Below are 18,215 nucleotides of genomic sequence, written 5' to 3' on the forward strand. Positions count from 1 at the left end.
GAAACATTTAAAAAAAAAACTGACCAGATTGAAGACGTATGTTTAAAAATGTCTTCAGTCTTACTTTTTTTTGATTCAAAAATTTTTTTTAATCAATTATTTGATTTAAAATTGTTGTTTTAGCCTACTATCACTATATATCAATTCTAAAAGGAATATATTTATTAATATATAGTTAAAAAAAGATAAAAAATAAAAAATAGGAGGTTTATTTAACTATTTGCTGAAATCCTTCGAAAGTTGTATTTCAATGGCAGAAACATTAGTTGAAGTACCCTCATTGCTCATGATTTCTTCAGTGCATATGTCAATGCTGGCAATAGTCACGTCGGTTATGAATCTATTTCTGACTATTTCTGCAACATCAACTGCCCTAGAAATAGCTCTTCCCCTTGCTTTGAGAATTACTTCATTTGTGCCACCGTTCATTTGTGTTACTACAGCTAATACATAGTTCATTACCGGTTTGTTTCCAATGTACACCACATTTTCCTCTGACATCACTTAACCTCCATGATTATACTATTGTTGTTTTGTGTTACTAGTATTATATATATTTTATGCACACCCTTTTTTAAGGAAATAAAAGCTTTTCTGCATGTAAATGATTAAAATATTGAAAATTAATCCATTTGAATTGTTAAAATGATTATTATCGAATTAACATAGAAAAAAATGAGAATATAATGAAAAAACGAGTTTTGTTATCAAACTACTAAATATCACTATCCACGAGTACTTTTGTTCTAATTTTCTCTAAAAAACATAGATGATCTTTAAACATATTTTTTATTCCACTGAACGAAATATTATTACAAAACCATCCATTTTGCCATCGATGTTATTAATCGGTGTTACACTACCATTAACAGTAATAGTGGTTTCATCTTTGGCTGTGAGTGAAGCCATGTTGAATGAATATTCGCCTTTCAAGGAGATATCTTCACCAAGGGGAAATTTAAACCCTATTGGTTTGAAAATATCACGAACATCATGCCCTAATGCGTCTTCTTCTAGCCATCCTGTTAATTCTTCAGCCATGGAATTCATAAAACGCACTTGTGCTTGGGGATCAGTGGCAATCACAGCGTCACTTATGCTCCTAAGTGTTGCTCCCAACCATTGGTCATGTTTACGGAGTCTTTTCTCCAATCGGTGCCTGTATAGGGTAATTTCAATAGCAGTGTTAAGTTCGCTCTCTTCAAATGGTTTACGTAAAAATCCGTACGGTTGTTTTAGGATAAATCCTGATGGTTCAGTTATTTTAGCTCTTTGAACTGTTTTTTCATCAGAATAAGCTGTTAAATAGATAATTGGAATGCCTAGTTTGGATCGTATTTTTTCTGCCGCTTCAATACCATCCATTTCTCCTTCCAACTTGATATCCATTATAACTAGATCTGGTTTTATTTCTTCCGAGACTTTGATTGCATCTTCTCCTGAAGAAACAATGGCTGGAACCTCGTAACCCACACTATTGAGGGCTTTTCTCATATCTTCAGCAGTAATTCTTTCGTCTTCCACTACAAGAATTTTCACAGTCGACACTTTATTTACCTCCCTATTCTACTCCCCTATGATCAGAATATGCTTAACACTATTGTTTAGCGGTAAATGCTACTACCAACCCATTTACACGCTGTTGGTTATCTTTGATAGGAGTAATGGTGCCGTTTACAAAAACATGACCCCCTCCCTGTGAAATGAGTTTAGGTTCTTCATCTGATGTTAAAGCCTCTGCCAGTGAACACTCATAAGTTACTTCTTTCAAAAGCGGGAAAATTTCTGTTATATCCTTTCCAAGAACTTCTGCTTTAGTCCAACCAGTTAAATTCTCTGCTAAAGCATTAATAAATCTGATTTGTCCTGTGGAATTGGTGGCAATAACTGCTTCTGATGTTTTCTGTAACATAGCACCAGAAATTTGATCGTGCTCTTTCTCCATCTGGTGCCTGTAAAGAGTTATTTCTATGGCAGCATGAAGTTCACGTTCTTCAAATGGTTTGCTTAACATTCCTTGCCCTTTAACCAAAAACCCTGATGGTTCAGTTAGTTTAGCTCTTTCTACTGTTTTTTCATCGGAATAAGCAGTTAGGTAGATAACTGGAATATCTTGTACCTTTCTGATCTCAGCAGCTGCCTCAATACCATCCATTTCTCCTTTCAATTTAATATCCATTAGAACTAAATCAGGTTCCAGCCTAGCTGCTTGACGAACTGCGCCTTCCCCTGTAGAACAAATAATAGGCACCTTATATCCGGCAGATACCAGTCCTGCTTTGATATCTTCGGCGGTGATCCTTTCGTCTTCCACCACTAAAATTGTTGCACGAGTCACACCATCTGCACTCCTGACTATATTATATACAAATATACAATGGTTAGGTAAATATGATATTCTTTCTTTACTATATCGTTGCTTTAATATAAGGATTTTTAAAGTAGTAATGAATTCCAGTAGTTTTATCTTCCTATAAGAATCTTGTTTATTGCATCTAAAACAGCTTCAACACTGGCCATTACCACGTCTTCCACAGTAGATCGTCCTGTAGCGCTGTTACCTTCGTTATCTGCTAGAATTACAAATACCTCAGCTAGTGCATTTGTTCCCCCAGTTATCGCTTCAATATGGTATTCTTTTAGCTCTATATCAGCTGTTTCTCCCACTAAACTTTGAATAGCATTTATGGCAGCGTCAACTGGACCCACCCCTGTTTTAGCTGCGGTTTTTATCTGGCCGTCAATGTTAAGTTTCACCGTGGCTGTGGGAAGAACGTTGTCCCCAGTAATCACAGTGAAACCTTCTAATCTTACTTTTTCCTCTTTAGGTCTTCCTATTACTGTTTCAGCCAGTGCTTGCAGATCTGCGTCTGTAATCATTTTTCCCTTATCTCCCAGTTTTTTCACTTGATCATATAGGCTGCAGAACTGATCTTCATCCATTTCAATTCCATAATCATCCAGTTTAGACCGTATTGCACGGGCCCCAGTATGTTTTCCCATGATTATGCGGCGGGTGTGACCTACCATTTCTGGTTTCAAGGGCTCATATGTCTCTGCTTTCTGCAAAACTCCGTGGACATGTATTCCTGCTTCGTGGGCAAAGGCATTATCTCCAACTATAGCCTTATTTGGAGGCATTTTCACTCCAGTGATTCTGGAAACGAGTTCAGAAGTTCCCACTAAAAGTTCAGTGTTGATGTTAGTTTTAATTCCATAATTGATCATAAGGGCCATTACAACCTCTTCCAGGGAAGTGTTTCCTGCTCTTTCCCCTAATCCGTTGATTGTTGCATGAACTTGCTGAGCACCAGCTTCCACTGCCGAAAGGCTGTTAGCCACTGCCAAACCAAAATCATCATGACAGTGCACACTGATTGGAATTTTTACTGCTTTTTTGATGTCTGTTATTAGTTTATGCATAGATACTGGGAGCATGACCCCCACTGTGTCTGGCACGTTGATTATGTCGGCTCCTGCTTCTTCTACTGCAGAATAAATTTTTTGGAGGAATTCCAGTTCGGTGCGGGTGGCATCTTCTGCTGAAAATTCAGCAATTATTCCATGGTCTTTAATGTACTCCACTGCTTGCACTGATTTTTGGAGTATTTCATCTTGGTCCATCTTTAATTTGTATTTCCGGTGAAGTGGAGATGTTCCAATGAAGGTGTGAATGTAATCCACATCCGAGTCTAAGGCAGCATCCAGGTCTTCCTGTAGTACTCTTGCCAAACCACAAACTTGCGTATTGAGACCTAAACTTTTAATTTGCTGGGCTGCTTTCCGTTCACCCTGTGATGCAGCTGGAAATCCCACTTCTATTACATCTACTCCTAAGCGGTCCAGCCTTTTGGCTATTCTAATCTTTTCATCCGGAGTTATAGCTACTCCCGGCGTTTGTTCACCATCACGAAGGGTGGTATCGAATATTAGCACCTTTTCGGGTATTTTCATTTCTTTTTTAATCTCATCTATGTACATGGGAAGTCCCCTATATGGTTTGACATGTCAATCTGATCTTTAGATGGGACTAGATAAAAAAATTGTGATGGAAAAAAATCTTGAAACTTGATAGTGGTAATAAATTTTAGGTTCCCATGCTCAAGCTCAAGAAATTTCTGAGACCTGGTGCCAAGCCCAAAATGAATATTGCCAATTTTAACATGTTTCGAATAGTTCGATCTTCAACATAAGTGTCTATAACATAAAGAGCCGGTAATATGACTGCAATTTTCAAGGGATACATTATAATAGCAGTGTCTGCTAATTGAGTGAGTGCGTTGGGTAGAACGTGTTGTTCAGCATACCCATAGTAGTCCACAGCTATAAAGGTAGTGCTTGCGTCTAATAAATGAGCTAATAAAATACTTAAATTGAATTTGTCCTTTAGAAGACTCCATTTTTTACTTAATAATATAAATGGGAGTGATATTAGACCCCATGAGCTCAAAATCTCAATACTTGCTGTGAGGTTGAGGTGTGGAGTGTGATATATATTTGGAAGACAAATAACTGCACCAATTATAAATATAATGTAACGATAATTCCATCCCATCTTGCGTTCAATGAAAACTGATGCTAATAATGTGAAAATAGCTGATAATCCAGTTAAAACATATATTCCAGGAGTTACCATGATGTAGGTTAAAGGATATATTCCATTATCGACTAGTGCTCGAGCACTGGACCCGAAGAATATGAAGGGAATTAATGGTATCAAAAGATCTTTCGGGTCTTTTTCTATCCATCTGAACATTTTGATTATTACTAGGATTACTAGACCCAATATTATTCCAAAGACTATAGTATTCAAGGTAGTGTAACCAGGGTGTAAGTATATAAAGTTTTCCTGGATGTACTGTAGGATAGAATCAAACAACATGACACTAGGTAGGGATTTAGAATATTTATACTTATCTTGACTTGTTAAATATTATTAAAATGAAAAATCTCTTAAATTCGTTTGATCTTCTTGTTTATAACTTCTTTCAGGATGAGTGGTAGGGGAGTCCGATCTCCGAAAACATTGGTCTTCCCAGATAGAATTCCTTTGATAATGCCATCTACTGAAAAATCTGCTTCCAGTTGGGTAACACAGCTGCCTATGGCCCCTAGAAAGTGTGCATCACTAGCACCTATTTGGGGAATTTTCTTTTCTATGGCCATTTTTTTAGCTCGCCAATTTGAATATCCAAAAATGTAACGTGAGTTCAGAGTTTCCATGGCATCCACATCTACATATTTTACTTGGGTAAACAGTCCTTCACGATAAGTAACAAATGGATGGGCTGCCACTGCAATTCCTCCCTGAATTCGAATGAGATCAACAGTTTCTTCAGGAGAGATTCCTTTCGGTATCTCTTCACTTATGCCTAAGGCCACAATGTGTCCTTTACTTGTTGATACCTCCATGGCGGGTATGATCACCAGATCATCCATTTTCCCATAATTTTTTAAAGCTACTTCAGAACCTTTGAGGGAATTATGGTCAGCAATGGCTATTGCATCTAAACCAATTTTTCGGGAATGTTTTATAATGTCTTTTACAGATGCGGTAGAGTCTCCAGAGTATGTACTGTGAATGTGGGGGTCAATGATCATTAATTATCTCCTATGCATAATTGTTTGTATTAGTCCAGCAGGACCAGTCATCATCACGTCCCCTCCTGGTGCAGCGTTGTAAATTTCCAGATCTGTTTCTTTAAGAATAGCACGTTTTGGCCCAGTTGCTACTACACAGTCAAAAGTCCCTATTCCTTTGACTGCCCATGCCCCATGCCCACCTTCACTATGAACCTCCGCATGAGTTATTGATCCTTCTGAAAGACGGGTCACTAGTTCTTCTATCCTTTGAGGAGTAAGAAGTCCGGTGTGGTGTTCAAAAACTCCATTAATTTTTCCTTCTTTAAATGAAGCAGCTAATGTATGCCCATTGCCCACATCCATAGCCACATATCTATTCATCTCAGCAACCGTGGTGTCAAGAGTGGCTCCAGATATTGATGCAAATTTGGAGTCCATAATTGTTGGATGGTATTCTTTGAGAGTCCTTAAAACCCCTTGCATACGGGTGAAGTATTCTGGGACTTTATCATGATATGCAAAATTTTCAGGAGAGCGAGGAACATCAAGGTTCTCTTTGATCTTTTCAAACCGAAAGTTTCTGTCACCAGTTCCCTCTTGATAACCATGATCCTGTACTGCCACCCCAATATGGTCGAATTCCATTTTGACATCGAAATTGGATAATGCCCCACTAATAGCTTGTAAATCAACATCTTTAAGCTCTAATTTTGCAATTTGGGGGTGTGTTGCCCCAGATGGAACAATTTCAATGCCCATTGATTTTACTCGTTCTAAATCATCCCTAACTGTTCGAGCCGCTTGTTCTGTCATCAGTACCCGATAACCTTTATCAAGGTGATTTTTAATGGCTTTGTTTACTGGACCACCACCCATGGTATCACCAGTTAAGAAAAGATCATGATGATGTCTTTTTATCCTATCCGCCATTATTTTGGTGGGAGAAGGGAGAACCATCTTCACTGAGTTTTCAATAGAGTGGTTAGTGTCATGCAGCATTATATCTTGGGTCCCTGTACCCACATCAATTGCCAGTATTTTCATGTTTTACTGTTATGTTCATGCGCATTATATAATAGAATCACAAGATGAAGTACAAATATATACAACAAAGATTTAAATAGTACTCTGGTTATATTTTGGTGTTAGACCTAATAATATTTGCCAAAAAAATTAATGTTTAAAAAGATTTATAAATGACAAAAACTGGATGGAAGATATTATAATTTGATTTTTATATTAAATCCCAATTGTGATGATTGTCATAATATAATAAATTTTTTAATACTATGCAAAAATGAGGTGAAATGCATGTACAGTGTAAAATTAACCGAAAAAGAAATCCCGAAAAAATGGTATAACATAGCAGCGGATCTTCCTGTTGAATTTCCACCATATGATCAGACCGAAGAAGGTAAACAACTTGAAAATCTTCCAAAAATATTTTCAAAAGGTGTGCTAGAGCAGGAATTATCCACAGAAAGGTATATTGATATTCCAAAGGAAGTAAGAGATATTTACATGCAAATGGGGCGGCCCAGCCCCCTAGTCAGAGCTAAAGCCTTGGAAGCATATCTAGAAACCCCGGCAAAAATATTCTACAAAAGAGAAGACACCTCCCCCACTGGAAGTCACAAGTTAAACACTGCTATAGCACAAGCTTACTATGCTAAACAAGATGGAATAGAACGTTTAACTACTGAGACGGGTGCAGGACAATGGGGAACTGCGCTTTCATTAGCATGCAAACTTATGGGTATTGATTGCACAGTTTATATGGTTAGAGTGTCCTTTGACCAAAAACCATACCGTAAAACTATTATGGAACTTTATGATGGGGAAATATTACCATCACCCAGTGATAAGACTGATTTTGGTAGAAAAGTTCTAAGAGAAAATCCAGACCATCCTGGAACCCTTGGTGTGGCTATTTCGGAGGCTATTGAAGATGCTTTAAATGATGAAAAAGTGAATTATTCCTTGGGAAGTGTCCTAAATCATGTGATGTTGCATCAAACAGTTATTGGTCAGGAAATACAAAAACAACTTGAAGTATTCGATGAAACTCCCGATGTAATGGTTGGTTGTGTTGGTGGTGGAAGTAACTTTGCTGGAGCTACATTCCCCTTCATCAAAGACCATTTAGACGAAAAAATAGACTGCAAATTCATTGCAGTTGAGCCATCTCACTGCCCAACCCTAACCAAAGGAGAATACTGTTACGACTTTGGAGACACTGCCGGACTTACACCCCTCATCAAGATGTATTCCATGGGCCATGATTTCATACCACCATCAGATCATGCTGGCGGCTTGCGTTACCATGGCATGTCACCATTAGTTGCTTTACTTGTACATGAAGGCATTGTGGAGCCAAGAGCAATTCCTCAAACCGGAGTATTCAAGAGTGGAGTGCTTTTTGCCCGAACTGAAGGAATTGTTCCCGCCCCAGAAACTTGTCATGCTATAAAAACTGGAATTGATGAGGCCCTTAAATGTAAGAAGACTGGTGAAGAAAAAAATATTGTTATAAACTTTTCAGGTCACGGTCTCTTGGATCTAGCAGGTTACGATGATTATCTAGAAGGTAAAATAGTAGATTAATCATCTTACTTCTTTTTTTTATTTTTTTTTTGAATTTATTTCCTTTACTCGCAAATTCAGTCATTCATCATTTTTAACACTTTTACTTATTTCTTTGTAGTTTTCATAATCGCGGATGAACCATTTCATCAAACCCTATTTATACCAGTTAACCAATAGATTAAATAGAGACTTAGAAAAGGAGGATCATGTTTATGTACCTAATAGGGGAAGCTTTGATCGGAAATGGTAATGAAATAGCTCACATTGATTTGGTAATTGGAGATAAAAACGGTCCTGCTGGGACAGCCTTTGTAAACAACATGGCCAACCTCTCACTGGGCCACACACCCTTACTGTCAGTGGTCAGGCCTAACTTGATGACCAAACCAGCAACTCTCATAGTGCCTAAAGTCAGTGTACGCTGCCTTGATGATGCTAACAAAATTTTTGGACCTGCTCAAACTGCAGTGGGTAGGGCAGTAGCTGATGCTGTGGAAGAAGGAATTTTGCCTGCGGAAAATGCAGAAGAACTAGTCATAATTATCAGCGTGTTCATCCATCCTGAAGCTTCAGATTTCCGTAAAATCTACCAGTACAATTATGGGGCTACTAAATTGGCCATAAGAAGAGCCATGGAAGGATATCCATCTGTGGAAAAAGTGTTGGCAGAAAAAGACAGAGGAGCACATCCTATAATGGGCTTCAAAGTTACAAGATTATGGAAACCTCCATACTTGCAAGTGGCTCTTGATTTAGATAACTTACAGGAAATGGAGCGCATTATTGACAGCCTACCAGACAGGGAACGAATCCTTATTGAAGCAGGTACTCCACTGGTTAAGAAATTTGGAGTGGGAATTGTCAGCAAAATCCGAGAGCTCAAAAAAGATGCATTTATCATTGCCGACCTTAAAACCCTCGATGTGGGCCGAATAGAAGTTAAAATGGCTGCTGATGAGACTGCCGATGCTGTGGCTATATCTGGCCTTGGTACTCAGGAGTCAATTGAAAAAGCAGTGCATGAAGCTCAAAAACAAGGTATTTATTCCATTTTGGACATGATGAATGTGGAAAACTTCACTGAAAAGCTCGAAATGCTCAGTTACAAACCTGATATTGTGCTACTTCACCGCAATGTGGATTTGGAAACTATGAAAGCGGAACGTGGTGAAGAACAAGAAGACCTAACAGAGTGGGGCAACATTAACCAGATTAAAGAAATTATTGGCAATAATGGTTTGGTGGCTGTTGCTGGAGGAATTGTGCCAAATAAAATGGAACAAGCATTAAATAGCAATGCAGATATAATTGTGGTGGGTCGTTACATTATCGGCTCCCGAGATGTTCGTAGAGCAGCAGACGACTTCCTGGAGAAGATGCCCCAAGACCCAGATACCATGCGGTTAGCACTGGACGAAGACGAATCATTATAATAAGAACTTTTCTTTTTATTGCTCTTAATTCATTTTTTACATTATTCTTTAAATAAACATTAAAAAAATCTATAATTCTATAATTACTAGATTTTTCCAACAAAATAAAAACAGATTTCTGATTTTGGAATTAAATTAGATGTACTTTTTTAAAATTGTTAAGTTAAAGGCAATAAAAATTTAATGTTGATGAGAAAAAAGTTAAAACTTAATAAATTCAAATAATCATTATGTGGGGGAATTAATGGTGAACAAGACAATTTTAGGAATATCCGGGAGTCCTAGGAAACAGTCCACAGAACATGTATTAAGAGAAGCTCTGAATTTGATGGAAGAAAGGGGTTGCAAAACCGAATTATTCACGGTTCGGGGGAAAAACATAAGCCCCTGCCGAAACTGTGACTATTGCATACGTGAAAAAGAATGTATTTTGAAAGATGACATGTATGAACTTTATCCGATTTTTAAAGATGTTCAAGGAATTATAATAGCCACCCCAGTTTATAATGGTGGTGTCACTGCCCAGATCAAAGCAATCATGGACCGTACCAGGGCGGCGGCAGCAGCTGACATCGACTTCCTTAAACATAAAGTGGGAATGGCAATCACTGTTGGTGGAGATCGTATTGGAGGTCAAGAATTGGCAATTCAACAGATAATGACTTTTTTCATTTTAAATGGTGCCATACCAGTTAGTGGGGGGCCTTTCGGTTCCAATCTTGGAGCAAATTTTTGGTCTCATGACACTTTAAAAGGTGTTAAAGAAGATGAAGAAGGATTCAGAAGTCTCAATAAAACAATTAAGAGGTTTCATGAATTTTTGGAAAAATACCAGTGAATGAACATGAATCTGGTATAAAAATTATAAGTTATAAGTTATATCTTATAACTCCATAAGAGCGTTAATAAGATTAAATGTTTCAAACGTAAATTAAATCAAATTTTAAAAAATGAATTAGTAATTATAAGTTATAAGTTATTAGTAAAGGAGATTTCATGAGGATTGATGTTGATGAAGAAAAATGCACTGGTTGTGGGATCTGTAAAGAATCATGCCCCAAAGGCCCCAAGATCTGGAATGTGAATCAGAATGCCGTGGCCACTAATCTCCGTTACTGTCACTTGTGCACTATTTGTGCTTCTAAATGCCCGGAAGATGCAATTACTATAGTGAGGGATGCCCCAAATGATGCGAAAAAGTAAAATACAAAGGAAAACTTCTGAAACAGAAATATGTCTTGAACTAAATATCGATGGTACCGGCCAATACAGTGTGGAAACAGGAATCCATTTTTTCAACCATATGCTAGAATCATTTGCCAGACATAGCCTCTTTGATCTTAAAGTTGAAGCCATCGGGGATATTGAAATAGATGACCACCACACAATAGAAGATGTGGGAATAGTGCTGGGAGAGGCCCTTCAAGAAGCCATGGGAGATAAAAAAGGAATCAGGCGAATGGCCCATGCACTGATACCTATGGATGAATCTCTGGCAATGGTGGCCATAGATCTCTCTGGTCGGAATTACACTGTTTTAGACATGAATTTTCACCAATATAAAGTAGGAGATCTCAGTACTGAAAATGTAAGTCATTTTTTTGAGTCTTTTGCCCAAACCGGGAAAATAAACCTTCATGCCCGCTGTGAAGGGGAAAATGACCATCATCAAGTAGAAGCTCTGTTCAAAGCATTGGCTCGGGCTCTGTTTGACGCAACTCGCGTGGTTCACGAACAAATGCCCAGCACCAAAGGTGTTTTATAAAAAAATATAATTAATGCTGAATTTAAAGAGATTAAGAAACTAAGGAGAAGAAAAACATGAAAAGTTTAATTGCTTGCTACTCCCATTCCGGGAAAACATTGACTGTTGCTGAGAAACTACAAAAAGAGATAAATGCAGATTTCACACGTATTGAACCTGTTAAAGATCGGTGGTATTTGATAAAAGCCATACACGCATATTTAGAAAAAAAATGGCCAATCAAACCTTGCACTACAGATATTGATGACTATGATTGTTTGATTGTTTGTTGCCCTATCTGGGCCGGTCGTACAACTCCTGGTGTTATCCAGTACTTAGATGAATTGGTTAACACTTCAGGCAAAAAATTTGCAGTTCTGGTTACCATGGGAGGGGATGGGAATCAATTAGCCACCATTCAGATACGGAATGGTCTGGAAGCAAAAGAAATGGAGTTTATTGACAAACTAATTATCGGTGGCAGTGCACAAAAAAGTGGTGAATGGGAAACAATGACTAAAGAATTTGCCCAAAAACTAATTAACGAGAATTAAAAGGGGAGTTATGCTTTTTTATATAGTTGAATAAATTTTTTTAAAATACTAATTCAACTGAATGTTGATTTGCTAGCCATAATCCATAAACTTCAAAGTGAGGTCGTAGCATTTTCACTCGCATCACTGCTTGTTTAATTTGTTCATGGTGAGTTTGCGTATCCACTGGATTTACAGCACAATCGTAATGTCCTACTATAAACAGTTCATCAGTGTTATGGGCATCCCTGGAAAGATCCAACTTTCTTAAAATTTCGTCCAGGTTGGAATCTTCGTCTGCCAGTATTCCATCCATACCGGGTTCAGTGATCATGTCCACAAAGTCAACTGGGTAATTCTTAGCGATCCATTGTATAACTGGCAACTGAGCTCGACCATCTATACAGTTTAGACAAGTTACAAATTGAGGTTCCATTTCGAGTTCTCTCCTTTATAAAGTCTAATCTTTTGAAGTTCTTTATTGTAAACCTAATGTATTTCTTTAAATCTATCTGAAATAATTAAAAATCCTTCCAAAATCTATTCCTGAAATCTTCAGCCCATTGTATTCCTGAAATATATTTTCTGCTGCTTTTTCTAGTTCTTCAGATTTGATACCATGATCAATGGAAAGTTTAGCCTCGATGAAAGCAGCTAAACGATCAACAACATGAAGAAGTTCTCCATCCAAAGGATGATATTCGTTTTTATTGTATTTTTCATTAATATCATGGAAACTAATACCTAACAAGACTTTTTGGTTCTTTTTTATCTTATTGTTAAATTCTGATTCAGAAAAATATTTCATGTCTTCATGCCAAGGCCGCGGTAAAAGAGGTAAAAGCTCTTCATTCATTTGAAAATCTTCATAATCCTTAATAATATCTTTAAGCCCTTCAACAGATCCTTTAACTGGTGATATGATGTCTTTTGTAAGAACTTCTGGCAAATCATGGAAGAGACCAGCGTAGAAGTTGTTATATAAACGTTTGGAGCATGCTTCAATACCCATCTCCATAGTACAGAGGTAACTGGTGGCGGCTACAATGAACATGTGCCCCAGCACCGAAGTCTCTGGTATTCTAGGAATATGAGCCCAACGCTTCTGAAAACGGAGCTGGCCACAAAGATCAATGAACCCAAAGGATTTTTTACCCAAGAGTATCTTTTGAACACCAATTAGGTCATAATGATCTTCAATCTGGTTTTCAATGTTCTCTTTGGTCTTATCAATACCATAAATGAAAGGCGCGGTATGATAGATAATTTTGAACTCCCATTGTGTGGCTAAATAGTGAGCTGCTCTTAAAATCCGCCGTTCAAGAGTGTTGGTACTTTTTAGATAATAATCTTTAAATCTTTGCTGAAAGTTTTTATCCAAACCATCCATATCCATCTCAAGCTTTTCAAAAACATGTTTATTAAGTTCATAACCTTTTTCTTTCATCATTCGATGAAATACTGGTGGTTTAATATCAGTTAAAACTGTTCGGTGCAAAAATTCAAAAATTCCACCTTCTATTAGGGCTATCCAGTCCACACTACCCTGACCCATGCGTTCTTCCTCAAATCTAGCTATTACATACGCTATAACCATTTTATGTGCCTGTTTATCCAATTCAGTAAATTCAACAGGGCGAATGTGGTCGTTCCAGCGTTGCATGCTGGCTGCTTTAGAAAATCGTTCTATAATATTTTCAATCATTATACCGCCTGAGCATGTTATGTGAAAACTGGTATGAAGGAATGAGATTATGATTAAAAAAAGGATTTGAAAAATAATAAATTAAAATTAAAAATAAGCAGCCCAGATGGACCGCTCAAATACTCATTTACTGTGGTTTGGAAACTAACTCGGTTTTGGATAAGGTCTGGCCTTCTCCACCGTGTGGTTTACGTAGTACAGTGTCGTTAGCTTTTTCAATTTCACGAGCTTCCACAGCTAACTTGGCGGCGGCTGCAATCATTTCGTGGGCAGAAGCCACTATTGGTACGTATTTTTCCATTTCTTTAACCATGAAACATCCTTTGAGGTCAACATCACCTACTTTGGCGGCGATTTCGTATGCTGCCATGGCTTTGGCTTTGGCGTATGGGTTGGTGAATCCACCTGCTTCTGTGGCTTTTGCTGCGTCGATGACTACTTTTGGTAGTTCCACATCGCTTCCAGCTTCACAGGCAGCGATCATTCCGTCTAGGGTTTCCTGGACAACACGGTATGCTCCAGTAGCAGCTAGAACCTTGATCACATCAGCGTTGAATGATGCCATTTCAGTAGGATCTAAGAATTCTCTTCGGGCACCAATCATTGGGTCACCTAGTACGATCATGTATCCTAAGCCTTGTTCATCCATTTCTTCTCTTTTACCCATTCCAGGAGCGTCACCAACGATGACTGCCGGGATGTCGAATTCAGATAACAGTTCCCTTGCTCGGGCAGGGCCAGGAGCACCAGGGTTTGGGCTGATAAATACAACAAAATCTGGGTCGAAATCTTTTATTTTTGGCACGGCTTCTTCGATTTGTTCTGGGTTCATCTTTGCTCCAGAACCTACACCTCTAACGTCTATGTTAGGCCTATCGGCCCTCTCGTCTAGTACTAAGTCAATGACAGGAGAGGTACCTAAGTTACCGCATTTAATAACTCCTATTTTTACTACCATATTATCACCGTTTTGCTATTTGGAAGATCGGCATAAGTATTTTTTCATTTAATTTATAGGGGAAGATTTATATATGAGATTTTTGAGTTTGCGAAAAAGTTTAAAAACAGATTGCTGTGATATAAAGGAGTTACAATGAATTGATTTAAAATACATTTATAAAAAAAAACACTATTTGAATAGGCATTATTATGAAATTTTTTGTAAATATTCTAATGATTATTATATTTTGAGCCCTAATATCCGTCTCTGGATGTGTTGATGATAGTTCACATGGATAATAGTAAATAAATAGAAAATTTTTCTATTAGGGTGTTAACTTTTATATTGCATGCCAATTTGGAGGTTAGTATATACCAACAGAGTTACAAAAACCACTGCGGTTTCCAAAGATTTGTATTCCCAATAACATATCTCAATAACACCAAACGAGAATTAATTTTATTTATATACGTATAGTTGTTTTTTTTTCAAGAATTTTGTGATACTATTTCAACAAGTTAGACATGGGTTTCAAGTGTAACTTTTATCTAAAAAATTTGATAATGATTTAAAAAATATTTAAATCACCCCAAAAAAATGAAAGTCATTTAATTTGTTGGTTTTTCTGGGATATTCTAAAAAGCTGGATTGCATATATTATCACTGCAACAATGGCTAAAATATAGAATAGATAGACTACACTATCGGTGGGGCCAGTCTCGACCCAAATCATCGTATGGGTGAGTACAATTGCATATAAAGCTGTGAGCGCTCCGTTTGCTTTCTGGTGTGTGGCATGGATTATTTTCAACACCACTCCCATAACAAACATCTGCACAATCATGGCATATAATCCAAAGTCCAGTACTGCTGGTCCAAAAATTGTGGATGTAATGCTGGTTGTGGGAGTATTTCCCCCTACTGGATAGTTCAAAACGACATGTCCCACAGTAACTCGTGGGTGTCCAGTGGTAAGGGCTTGATGGATCAAGTCTCCTCCAGTAGCTCCAGCCATGTGCACGATCTTGTCAAATACCATCATGGTGAATCCAGCGCGGTAAGCAACTAGTTGTAATGGGTTTAAACTCCATTGTTGCCATTGAATTGACATTACAGCTATATATCCTGCTGCTATTCCAATTAAAGCAATAATAAGTATTGAAATTAATACATAGGTGGTTTTCATTTTGCGAGTGTAATATAAGGTGATGAAAGCACTTATGAGAATGGCCATGGTAGTGGTACGATATCCATTAATGGCAAATACAACCAGACCTATTATGAAGATTACATAGTACCATTTACGAGGATATTTAGCCAGTAGAATTGTAATGGCAGGCAAAAAAAGGGGATATGCAATGCGCCATAAGTCAGTGGTGGCTTTAAATTTCAGATATCCACTTAAAATTGGTATGCCTCCCAGAAGATAGATGTTAAGACCTTGTAGAAAAATAGCAATGAATACTGCGGCTAACAATACCCTTTCATCTAACAAGACACGGCATTTGTTGTACCATTGTTCAGAATTATCTTCAGTGACTTTAAGATCCCTAAAAATAGATTTTAGTTTCACACTATGATCGTGAATTATTTTAGGAACAAATACACCTATTGTGAAAAATAAGGTTCCAATAAAAATGTAGAGAAAAGATGTGCTTGAAATCCATTGAAGATTTCTCAAGTGCTCTTGATATGCAATGGCTGCTAATAATACATATATTACAATTATTAGCACCAAAATGTATGGTGAAAATAGATCAACTCTTTTTAATTCTGAAAACTTCATGAATAATGCTCCTGAATATATTCTTCATGATGAAGTAAGGTATATGATATGATGTGGATTAAGATATGAGTGTATTCTTAATTAGAATTGCTATTTTTGATGCAGATTGTAGTGGTCTAAATTGAATATCCAGAATTTTATATTTTTAAATTATCTACTACTTAATCTCAAATTCTTTTATTGCCTTTTTTAGCTTATATTATTTCGTTTGTGTTTAAGCTCCTGCGGGATTCTAACAATATGACATTATTTGTTATGCTGATCCAACTTATTTACTTCTACTGTAGAATAAATACAGTGCAAAATCACAAATTCAGCAAATTCACCGAGCACTATCGGTCTACAGTAGAAATGTTTCTTACATTTTCTGGCACAAATAATAAGATGAATAATAGCAATTTTGAGATCTACAAGATTTTTGTTTCTACTGTAGACCTTATATAATCAATCACTGCAAGTTTTTAAACAAAAGACCACTCATTTACATTGGAAAATGTAAAAAATATATTAAAAATCTCCTAATGCACTTTTAATAATTTGAGTGGCGAAAGTTGGGCAAGCTGCCACATGAGTATGAACGTAACTGGCTAAAGTGTTCTTACTCATAAGCCCGTCCATGGAATCAGTCACTCCTCGACCCCTCAAAATATCGAATGCAAATTTTGGTTTTTGACCTTCCAATTCCAGTTTCGAGTAGTGGAATTCGTGACCATGGAACATCTCCCCCCCTGGGATGATAATATTATCTTGAATCGCTTTGGCAACAACGTAACTTAATGCTTGTGGTTTTTTGGTCATGTGGGATTGATAAGGAAAAATATTACACATTTCCTGATGGTTTATTGAACGGGTTAAGTACATGAGCCCTCCACACTCAGCATATATAGGTTGGTTGTTTTCATGATATTTTTTCATAGAAGTGCGCATTGACTGGTTAGCTGAAAGTTCTTTGGCAAAAATTTCAGGGTAACCCCCACCAATGTAGATACCATCCACATCTGGCACAGCATCATCATGTAAAGGGCTGAAATATACTAAGTCAGCGTTGTTAGCTTCGAAAGATTCCAAATTATCCTGATAATAAAAAGAGAATACTTCATCTTTTGCTATGCCGATTTTAAGCTTTTTCTTATTTTTTTTATGGAATAGTGGCTCACGTCCATCAGGGAGTTTTCCTGCTGCTTTCATTATGGCCATGAGGGCGTCTAGGTCAATATTTTCCCCCATAACCTGACCCCAATCTTCGATGTTGCGTAATATGCTATCATGTTCAACGGCCGGCACCAAACCTAAATGTCTTTGTTCCACACTAATAGATTCATCACGTGGTATTCCTCCAATGACTTGAGTATTAGCTAGTTTTTCAACAGCTTCCTTGGTTTTAAGGTAGTGTTTACGATTTTTTACTAAATTCAAAATGACCCCTTCAATCTTGATAGATGGATCTAGAGTTTTAAATCCAATAACCACTGCAGCAGCACTTTTCACTAAGCTTCGAGAGTTCAAAATAAGGATAACAGGAGAATTAAGTGCTTTTGCTATGGAAGCTGTGTTGCCAACGTCCTCAATAGGACTAATACCTTCATAAAGACCCCTTACACCCTCAATAATTCCCATGTTGGAGTTTGAGATCTTTAAAGCCCTTTCAAAAGCCTCCCTGATCTGGGGGTAACTCATGAAAAATGAGTCCAGGTTTCGGCTGATATTGCCTGTGGCTAGAGTATGGTAAGTGGGATCAATATAATCCGGACCTACCTTGAAAGGTTGAACTCTCTGTTCTTCTGAGAGAGCTTTCATAATTCCTGTGGAGACTGTTGTTTTCCCCACTGCACTTCCTGTTCCAGCTAAGACAATACGCATATACTATGAATTGTTATCAATGCTTTAAAAACATAGAGGGTTAAT

At 37.4% G+C, this 18,215-nt stretch carries 18 protein-coding genes; 6 read left to right on the forward strand and 12 right to left on the reverse strand.

From position 1 onward, the window contains the following. Positions 1-216 precede the first annotated feature (216 nt). The 7 genes from albA to GXZ72_09335 all read right to left on the reverse strand — a co-directional run bounded on the left by albA (position 217) and on the right by GXZ72_09335 (position 6,627). Positions 217-501 (reverse strand): DNA-binding protein Alba, encoded by a 285-nt coding sequence (gene albA / locus GXZ72_09305; GenBank protein HHT19740.1) that lies wholly within the window; start codon positions 499-501, stop codon positions 217-219. 288 nt (positions 502-789) lie between these two features. Further along, positions 790-1,548, reverse strand: coding sequence for a response regulator (locus GXZ72_09310; protein HHT19741.1), 759 nt, complete (start codon positions 1,546-1,548; stop codon positions 790-792). Positions 1,549-1,597: 49 nt separating this feature from the next. Beyond that, entirely contained in the window at positions 1,598-2,338 is a 741-nt protein-coding gene (locus GXZ72_09315; GenBank protein HHT19742.1) for a response regulator, read from the reverse strand. A 125-nt stretch (positions 2,339-2,463) separates the two neighbouring features. Then, on the reverse strand, positions 2,464-3,981 hold the full coding sequence (locus tag GXZ72_09320; protein ID HHT19743.1) for a 2-isopropylmalate synthase: 1,518 nt from the start codon (positions 3,979-3,981) through the stop codon (positions 2,464-2,466). 106 nt (positions 3,982-4,087) lie between these two features. Next, the gene (locus tag GXZ72_09325; protein HHT19744.1) at positions 4,088-4,882 is read right to left on the reverse strand and encodes a DUF63 family protein; all 795 of its coding nucleotides are present in this window, start codon (positions 4,880-4,882) and stop codon (positions 4,088-4,090) included. A 71-nt stretch (positions 4,883-4,953) separates the two neighbouring features. Beyond that, positions 4,954-5,601 (reverse strand): PHP domain-containing protein, encoded by a 648-nt coding sequence (locus tag GXZ72_09330; GenBank protein HHT19745.1) that lies wholly within the window; start codon positions 5,599-5,601, stop codon positions 4,954-4,956. Between the two features lie 3 nt (positions 5,602-5,604). Then, on the reverse strand, positions 5,605-6,627 hold the full coding sequence (locus GXZ72_09335; GenBank protein HHT19746.1) for a DUF1786 domain-containing protein: 1,023 nt from the start codon (positions 6,625-6,627) through the stop codon (positions 5,605-5,607). A gap of 267 nt (positions 6,628-6,894) precedes the next feature. Here GXZ72_09335 and GXZ72_09340 point away from each other — a divergent pair, with 267 nt between their 5' ends. From GXZ72_09340 to GXZ72_09365, 6 genes are all read left to right on the forward strand, one after another. After that, positions 6,895-8,187 carry a TrpB-like pyridoxal phosphate-dependent enzyme gene (locus GXZ72_09340; protein ID HHT19747.1) on the forward strand — a complete coding sequence of 431 codons (1,293 nt, stop codon included), beginning with the start codon at positions 6,895-6,897 and terminating at the stop codon, positions 8,185-8,187. Between the two features lie 194 nt (positions 8,188-8,381). Then, positions 8,382-9,602 (forward strand): bifunctional 5,6,7,8-tetrahydromethanopterin hydro-lyase/3-hexulose-6-phosphate synthase, encoded by a 1,221-nt coding sequence (locus GXZ72_09345; protein ID HHT19748.1) that lies wholly within the window; start codon positions 8,382-8,384, stop codon positions 9,600-9,602. A 244-nt stretch (positions 9,603-9,846) separates the two neighbouring features. Next, positions 9,847-10,440, forward strand: coding sequence for a flavodoxin family protein (locus tag GXZ72_09350; GenBank protein ID HHT19749.1), 594 nt, complete (start codon positions 9,847-9,849; stop codon positions 10,438-10,440). A gap of 158 nt (positions 10,441-10,598) precedes the next feature. Continuing rightward, a complete protein-coding gene (locus tag GXZ72_09355) occupies positions 10,599-10,805 on the forward strand; it encodes a 4Fe-4S binding protein (protein ID HHT19750.1) in 207 nt (68 codons plus the stop codon). Further along, positions 10,789-11,367 carry an imidazoleglycerol-phosphate dehydratase HisB gene (hisB, locus tag GXZ72_09360; GenBank protein ID HHT19751.1) on the forward strand — a complete coding sequence of 193 codons (579 nt, stop codon included), beginning with the start codon at positions 10,789-10,791 and terminating at the stop codon, positions 11,365-11,367. The genes GXZ72_09355 and hisB overlap by 17 nt, the downstream gene beginning before the upstream one ends. Positions 11,368-11,423: 56 nt before the next feature. Continuing rightward, positions 11,424-11,900 (forward strand): flavodoxin, encoded by a 477-nt coding sequence (locus GXZ72_09365; protein ID HHT19752.1) that lies wholly within the window; start codon positions 11,424-11,426, stop codon positions 11,898-11,900. Between the two features lie 40 nt (positions 11,901-11,940). Here the strand turns inward: GXZ72_09365 and GXZ72_09370 are convergent, their stop codons facing one another. From GXZ72_09370 to cfbB, 5 genes are all read right to left on the reverse strand, one after another. Continuing rightward, positions 11,941-12,315, reverse strand: a complete 375-nt coding sequence (locus GXZ72_09370) for a hypothetical protein (GenBank protein ID HHT19753.1) — start codon at positions 12,313-12,315, stop codon at positions 11,941-11,943. Between the two features lie 72 nt (positions 12,316-12,387). Beyond that, positions 12,388-13,584 (reverse strand): HD domain-containing protein, encoded by a 1,197-nt coding sequence (locus GXZ72_09375; protein HHT19754.1) that lies wholly within the window; start codon positions 13,582-13,584, stop codon positions 12,388-12,390. 127 nt (positions 13,585-13,711) lie between these two features. Further along, the gene (locus tag GXZ72_09380) at positions 13,712-14,542 is read right to left on the reverse strand and encodes a F420-dependent methylenetetrahydromethanopterin dehydrogenase (GenBank protein ID HHT19755.1); all 831 of its coding nucleotides are present in this window, start codon (positions 14,540-14,542) and stop codon (positions 13,712-13,714) included. 586 nt (positions 14,543-15,128) lie between these two features. Next, on the reverse strand, positions 15,129-16,310 hold the full coding sequence (locus tag GXZ72_09385; protein HHT19756.1) for an oligosaccharide repeat unit polymerase: 1,182 nt from the start codon (positions 16,308-16,310) through the stop codon (positions 15,129-15,131). Between the two features lie 507 nt (positions 16,311-16,817). After that, positions 16,818-18,170 carry a Ni-sirohydrochlorin a,c-diamide synthase gene (gene cfbB, locus GXZ72_09390; protein HHT19757.1) on the reverse strand — a complete coding sequence of 451 codons (1,353 nt, stop codon included), beginning with the start codon at positions 18,168-18,170 and terminating at the stop codon, positions 16,818-16,820. Between the last annotated feature and the right edge of the window lie 45 nt (positions 18,171-18,215).

The organism is Methanobacterium sp., from assembly GCA_012838205.1.
In the GTDB taxonomy this organism is placed as follows: Archaea; Methanobacteriota; Methanobacteria; order Methanobacteriales; family Methanobacteriaceae; genus Methanobacterium.

Coding starts and splice junctions, on each gene's coding strand:
- GXZ72_09355 (HHT19750.1), top strand. CDS start 10,599: ATGAGGATTGATGTTGATGAAGAAAAATGCACTGGTTGTGGGATCTGT.
- GXZ72_09325 (HHT19744.1), bottom strand. CDS start 4,882: ATGTTGTTTGATTCTATCCTACAGTACATCCAGGAAAACTTTATATAC.
- GXZ72_09335 (HHT19746.1), bottom strand. CDS start 6,627: ATGAAAATACTGGCAATTGATGTGGGTACAGGGACCCAAGATATAATG.
- GXZ72_09385 (HHT19756.1), bottom strand. CDS start 16,310: ATGAAGTTTTCAGAATTAAAAAGAGTTGATCTATTTTCACCATACATT.
- GXZ72_09320 (HHT19743.1), bottom strand. CDS start 3,981: ATGTACATAGATGAGATTAAAAAAGAAATGAAAATACCCGAAAAGGTG.
- GXZ72_09330 (HHT19745.1), bottom strand. CDS start 5,601: ATGATCATTGACCCCCACATTCACAGTACATACTCTGGAGACTCTACC.
- hisB (HHT19751.1), top strand. CDS start 10,789: ATGATGCGAAAAAGTAAAATACAAAGGAAAACTTCTGAAACAGAAATA.
- GXZ72_09340 (HHT19747.1), top strand. CDS start 6,895: ATGTACAGTGTAAAATTAACCGAAAAAGAAATCCCGAAAAAATGGTAT.
- GXZ72_09365 (HHT19752.1), top strand. CDS start 11,424: ATGAAAAGTTTAATTGCTTGCTACTCCCATTCCGGGAAAACATTGACT.
- GXZ72_09380 (HHT19755.1), bottom strand. CDS start 14,542: ATGGTAGTAAAAATAGGAGTTATTAAATGCGGTAACTTAGGTACCTCT.
- GXZ72_09350 (HHT19749.1), top strand. CDS start 9,847: ATGGTGAACAAGACAATTTTAGGAATATCCGGGAGTCCTAGGAAACAG.
- GXZ72_09370 (HHT19753.1), bottom strand. CDS start 12,315: ATGGAACCTCAATTTGTAACTTGTCTAAACTGTATAGATGGTCGAGCT.
- albA (HHT19740.1), bottom strand. CDS start 501: ATGTCAGAGGAAAATGTGGTGTACATTGGAAACAAACCGGTAATGAAC.
- GXZ72_09375 (HHT19754.1), bottom strand. CDS start 13,584: ATGATTGAAAATATTATAGAACGATTTTCTAAAGCAGCCAGCATGCAA.
- GXZ72_09345 (HHT19748.1), top strand. CDS start 8,382: ATGTACCTAATAGGGGAAGCTTTGATCGGAAATGGTAATGAAATAGCT.
- cfbB (HHT19757.1), bottom strand. CDS start 18,170: ATGCGTATTGTCTTAGCTGGAACAGGAAGTGCAGTGGGGAAAACAACA.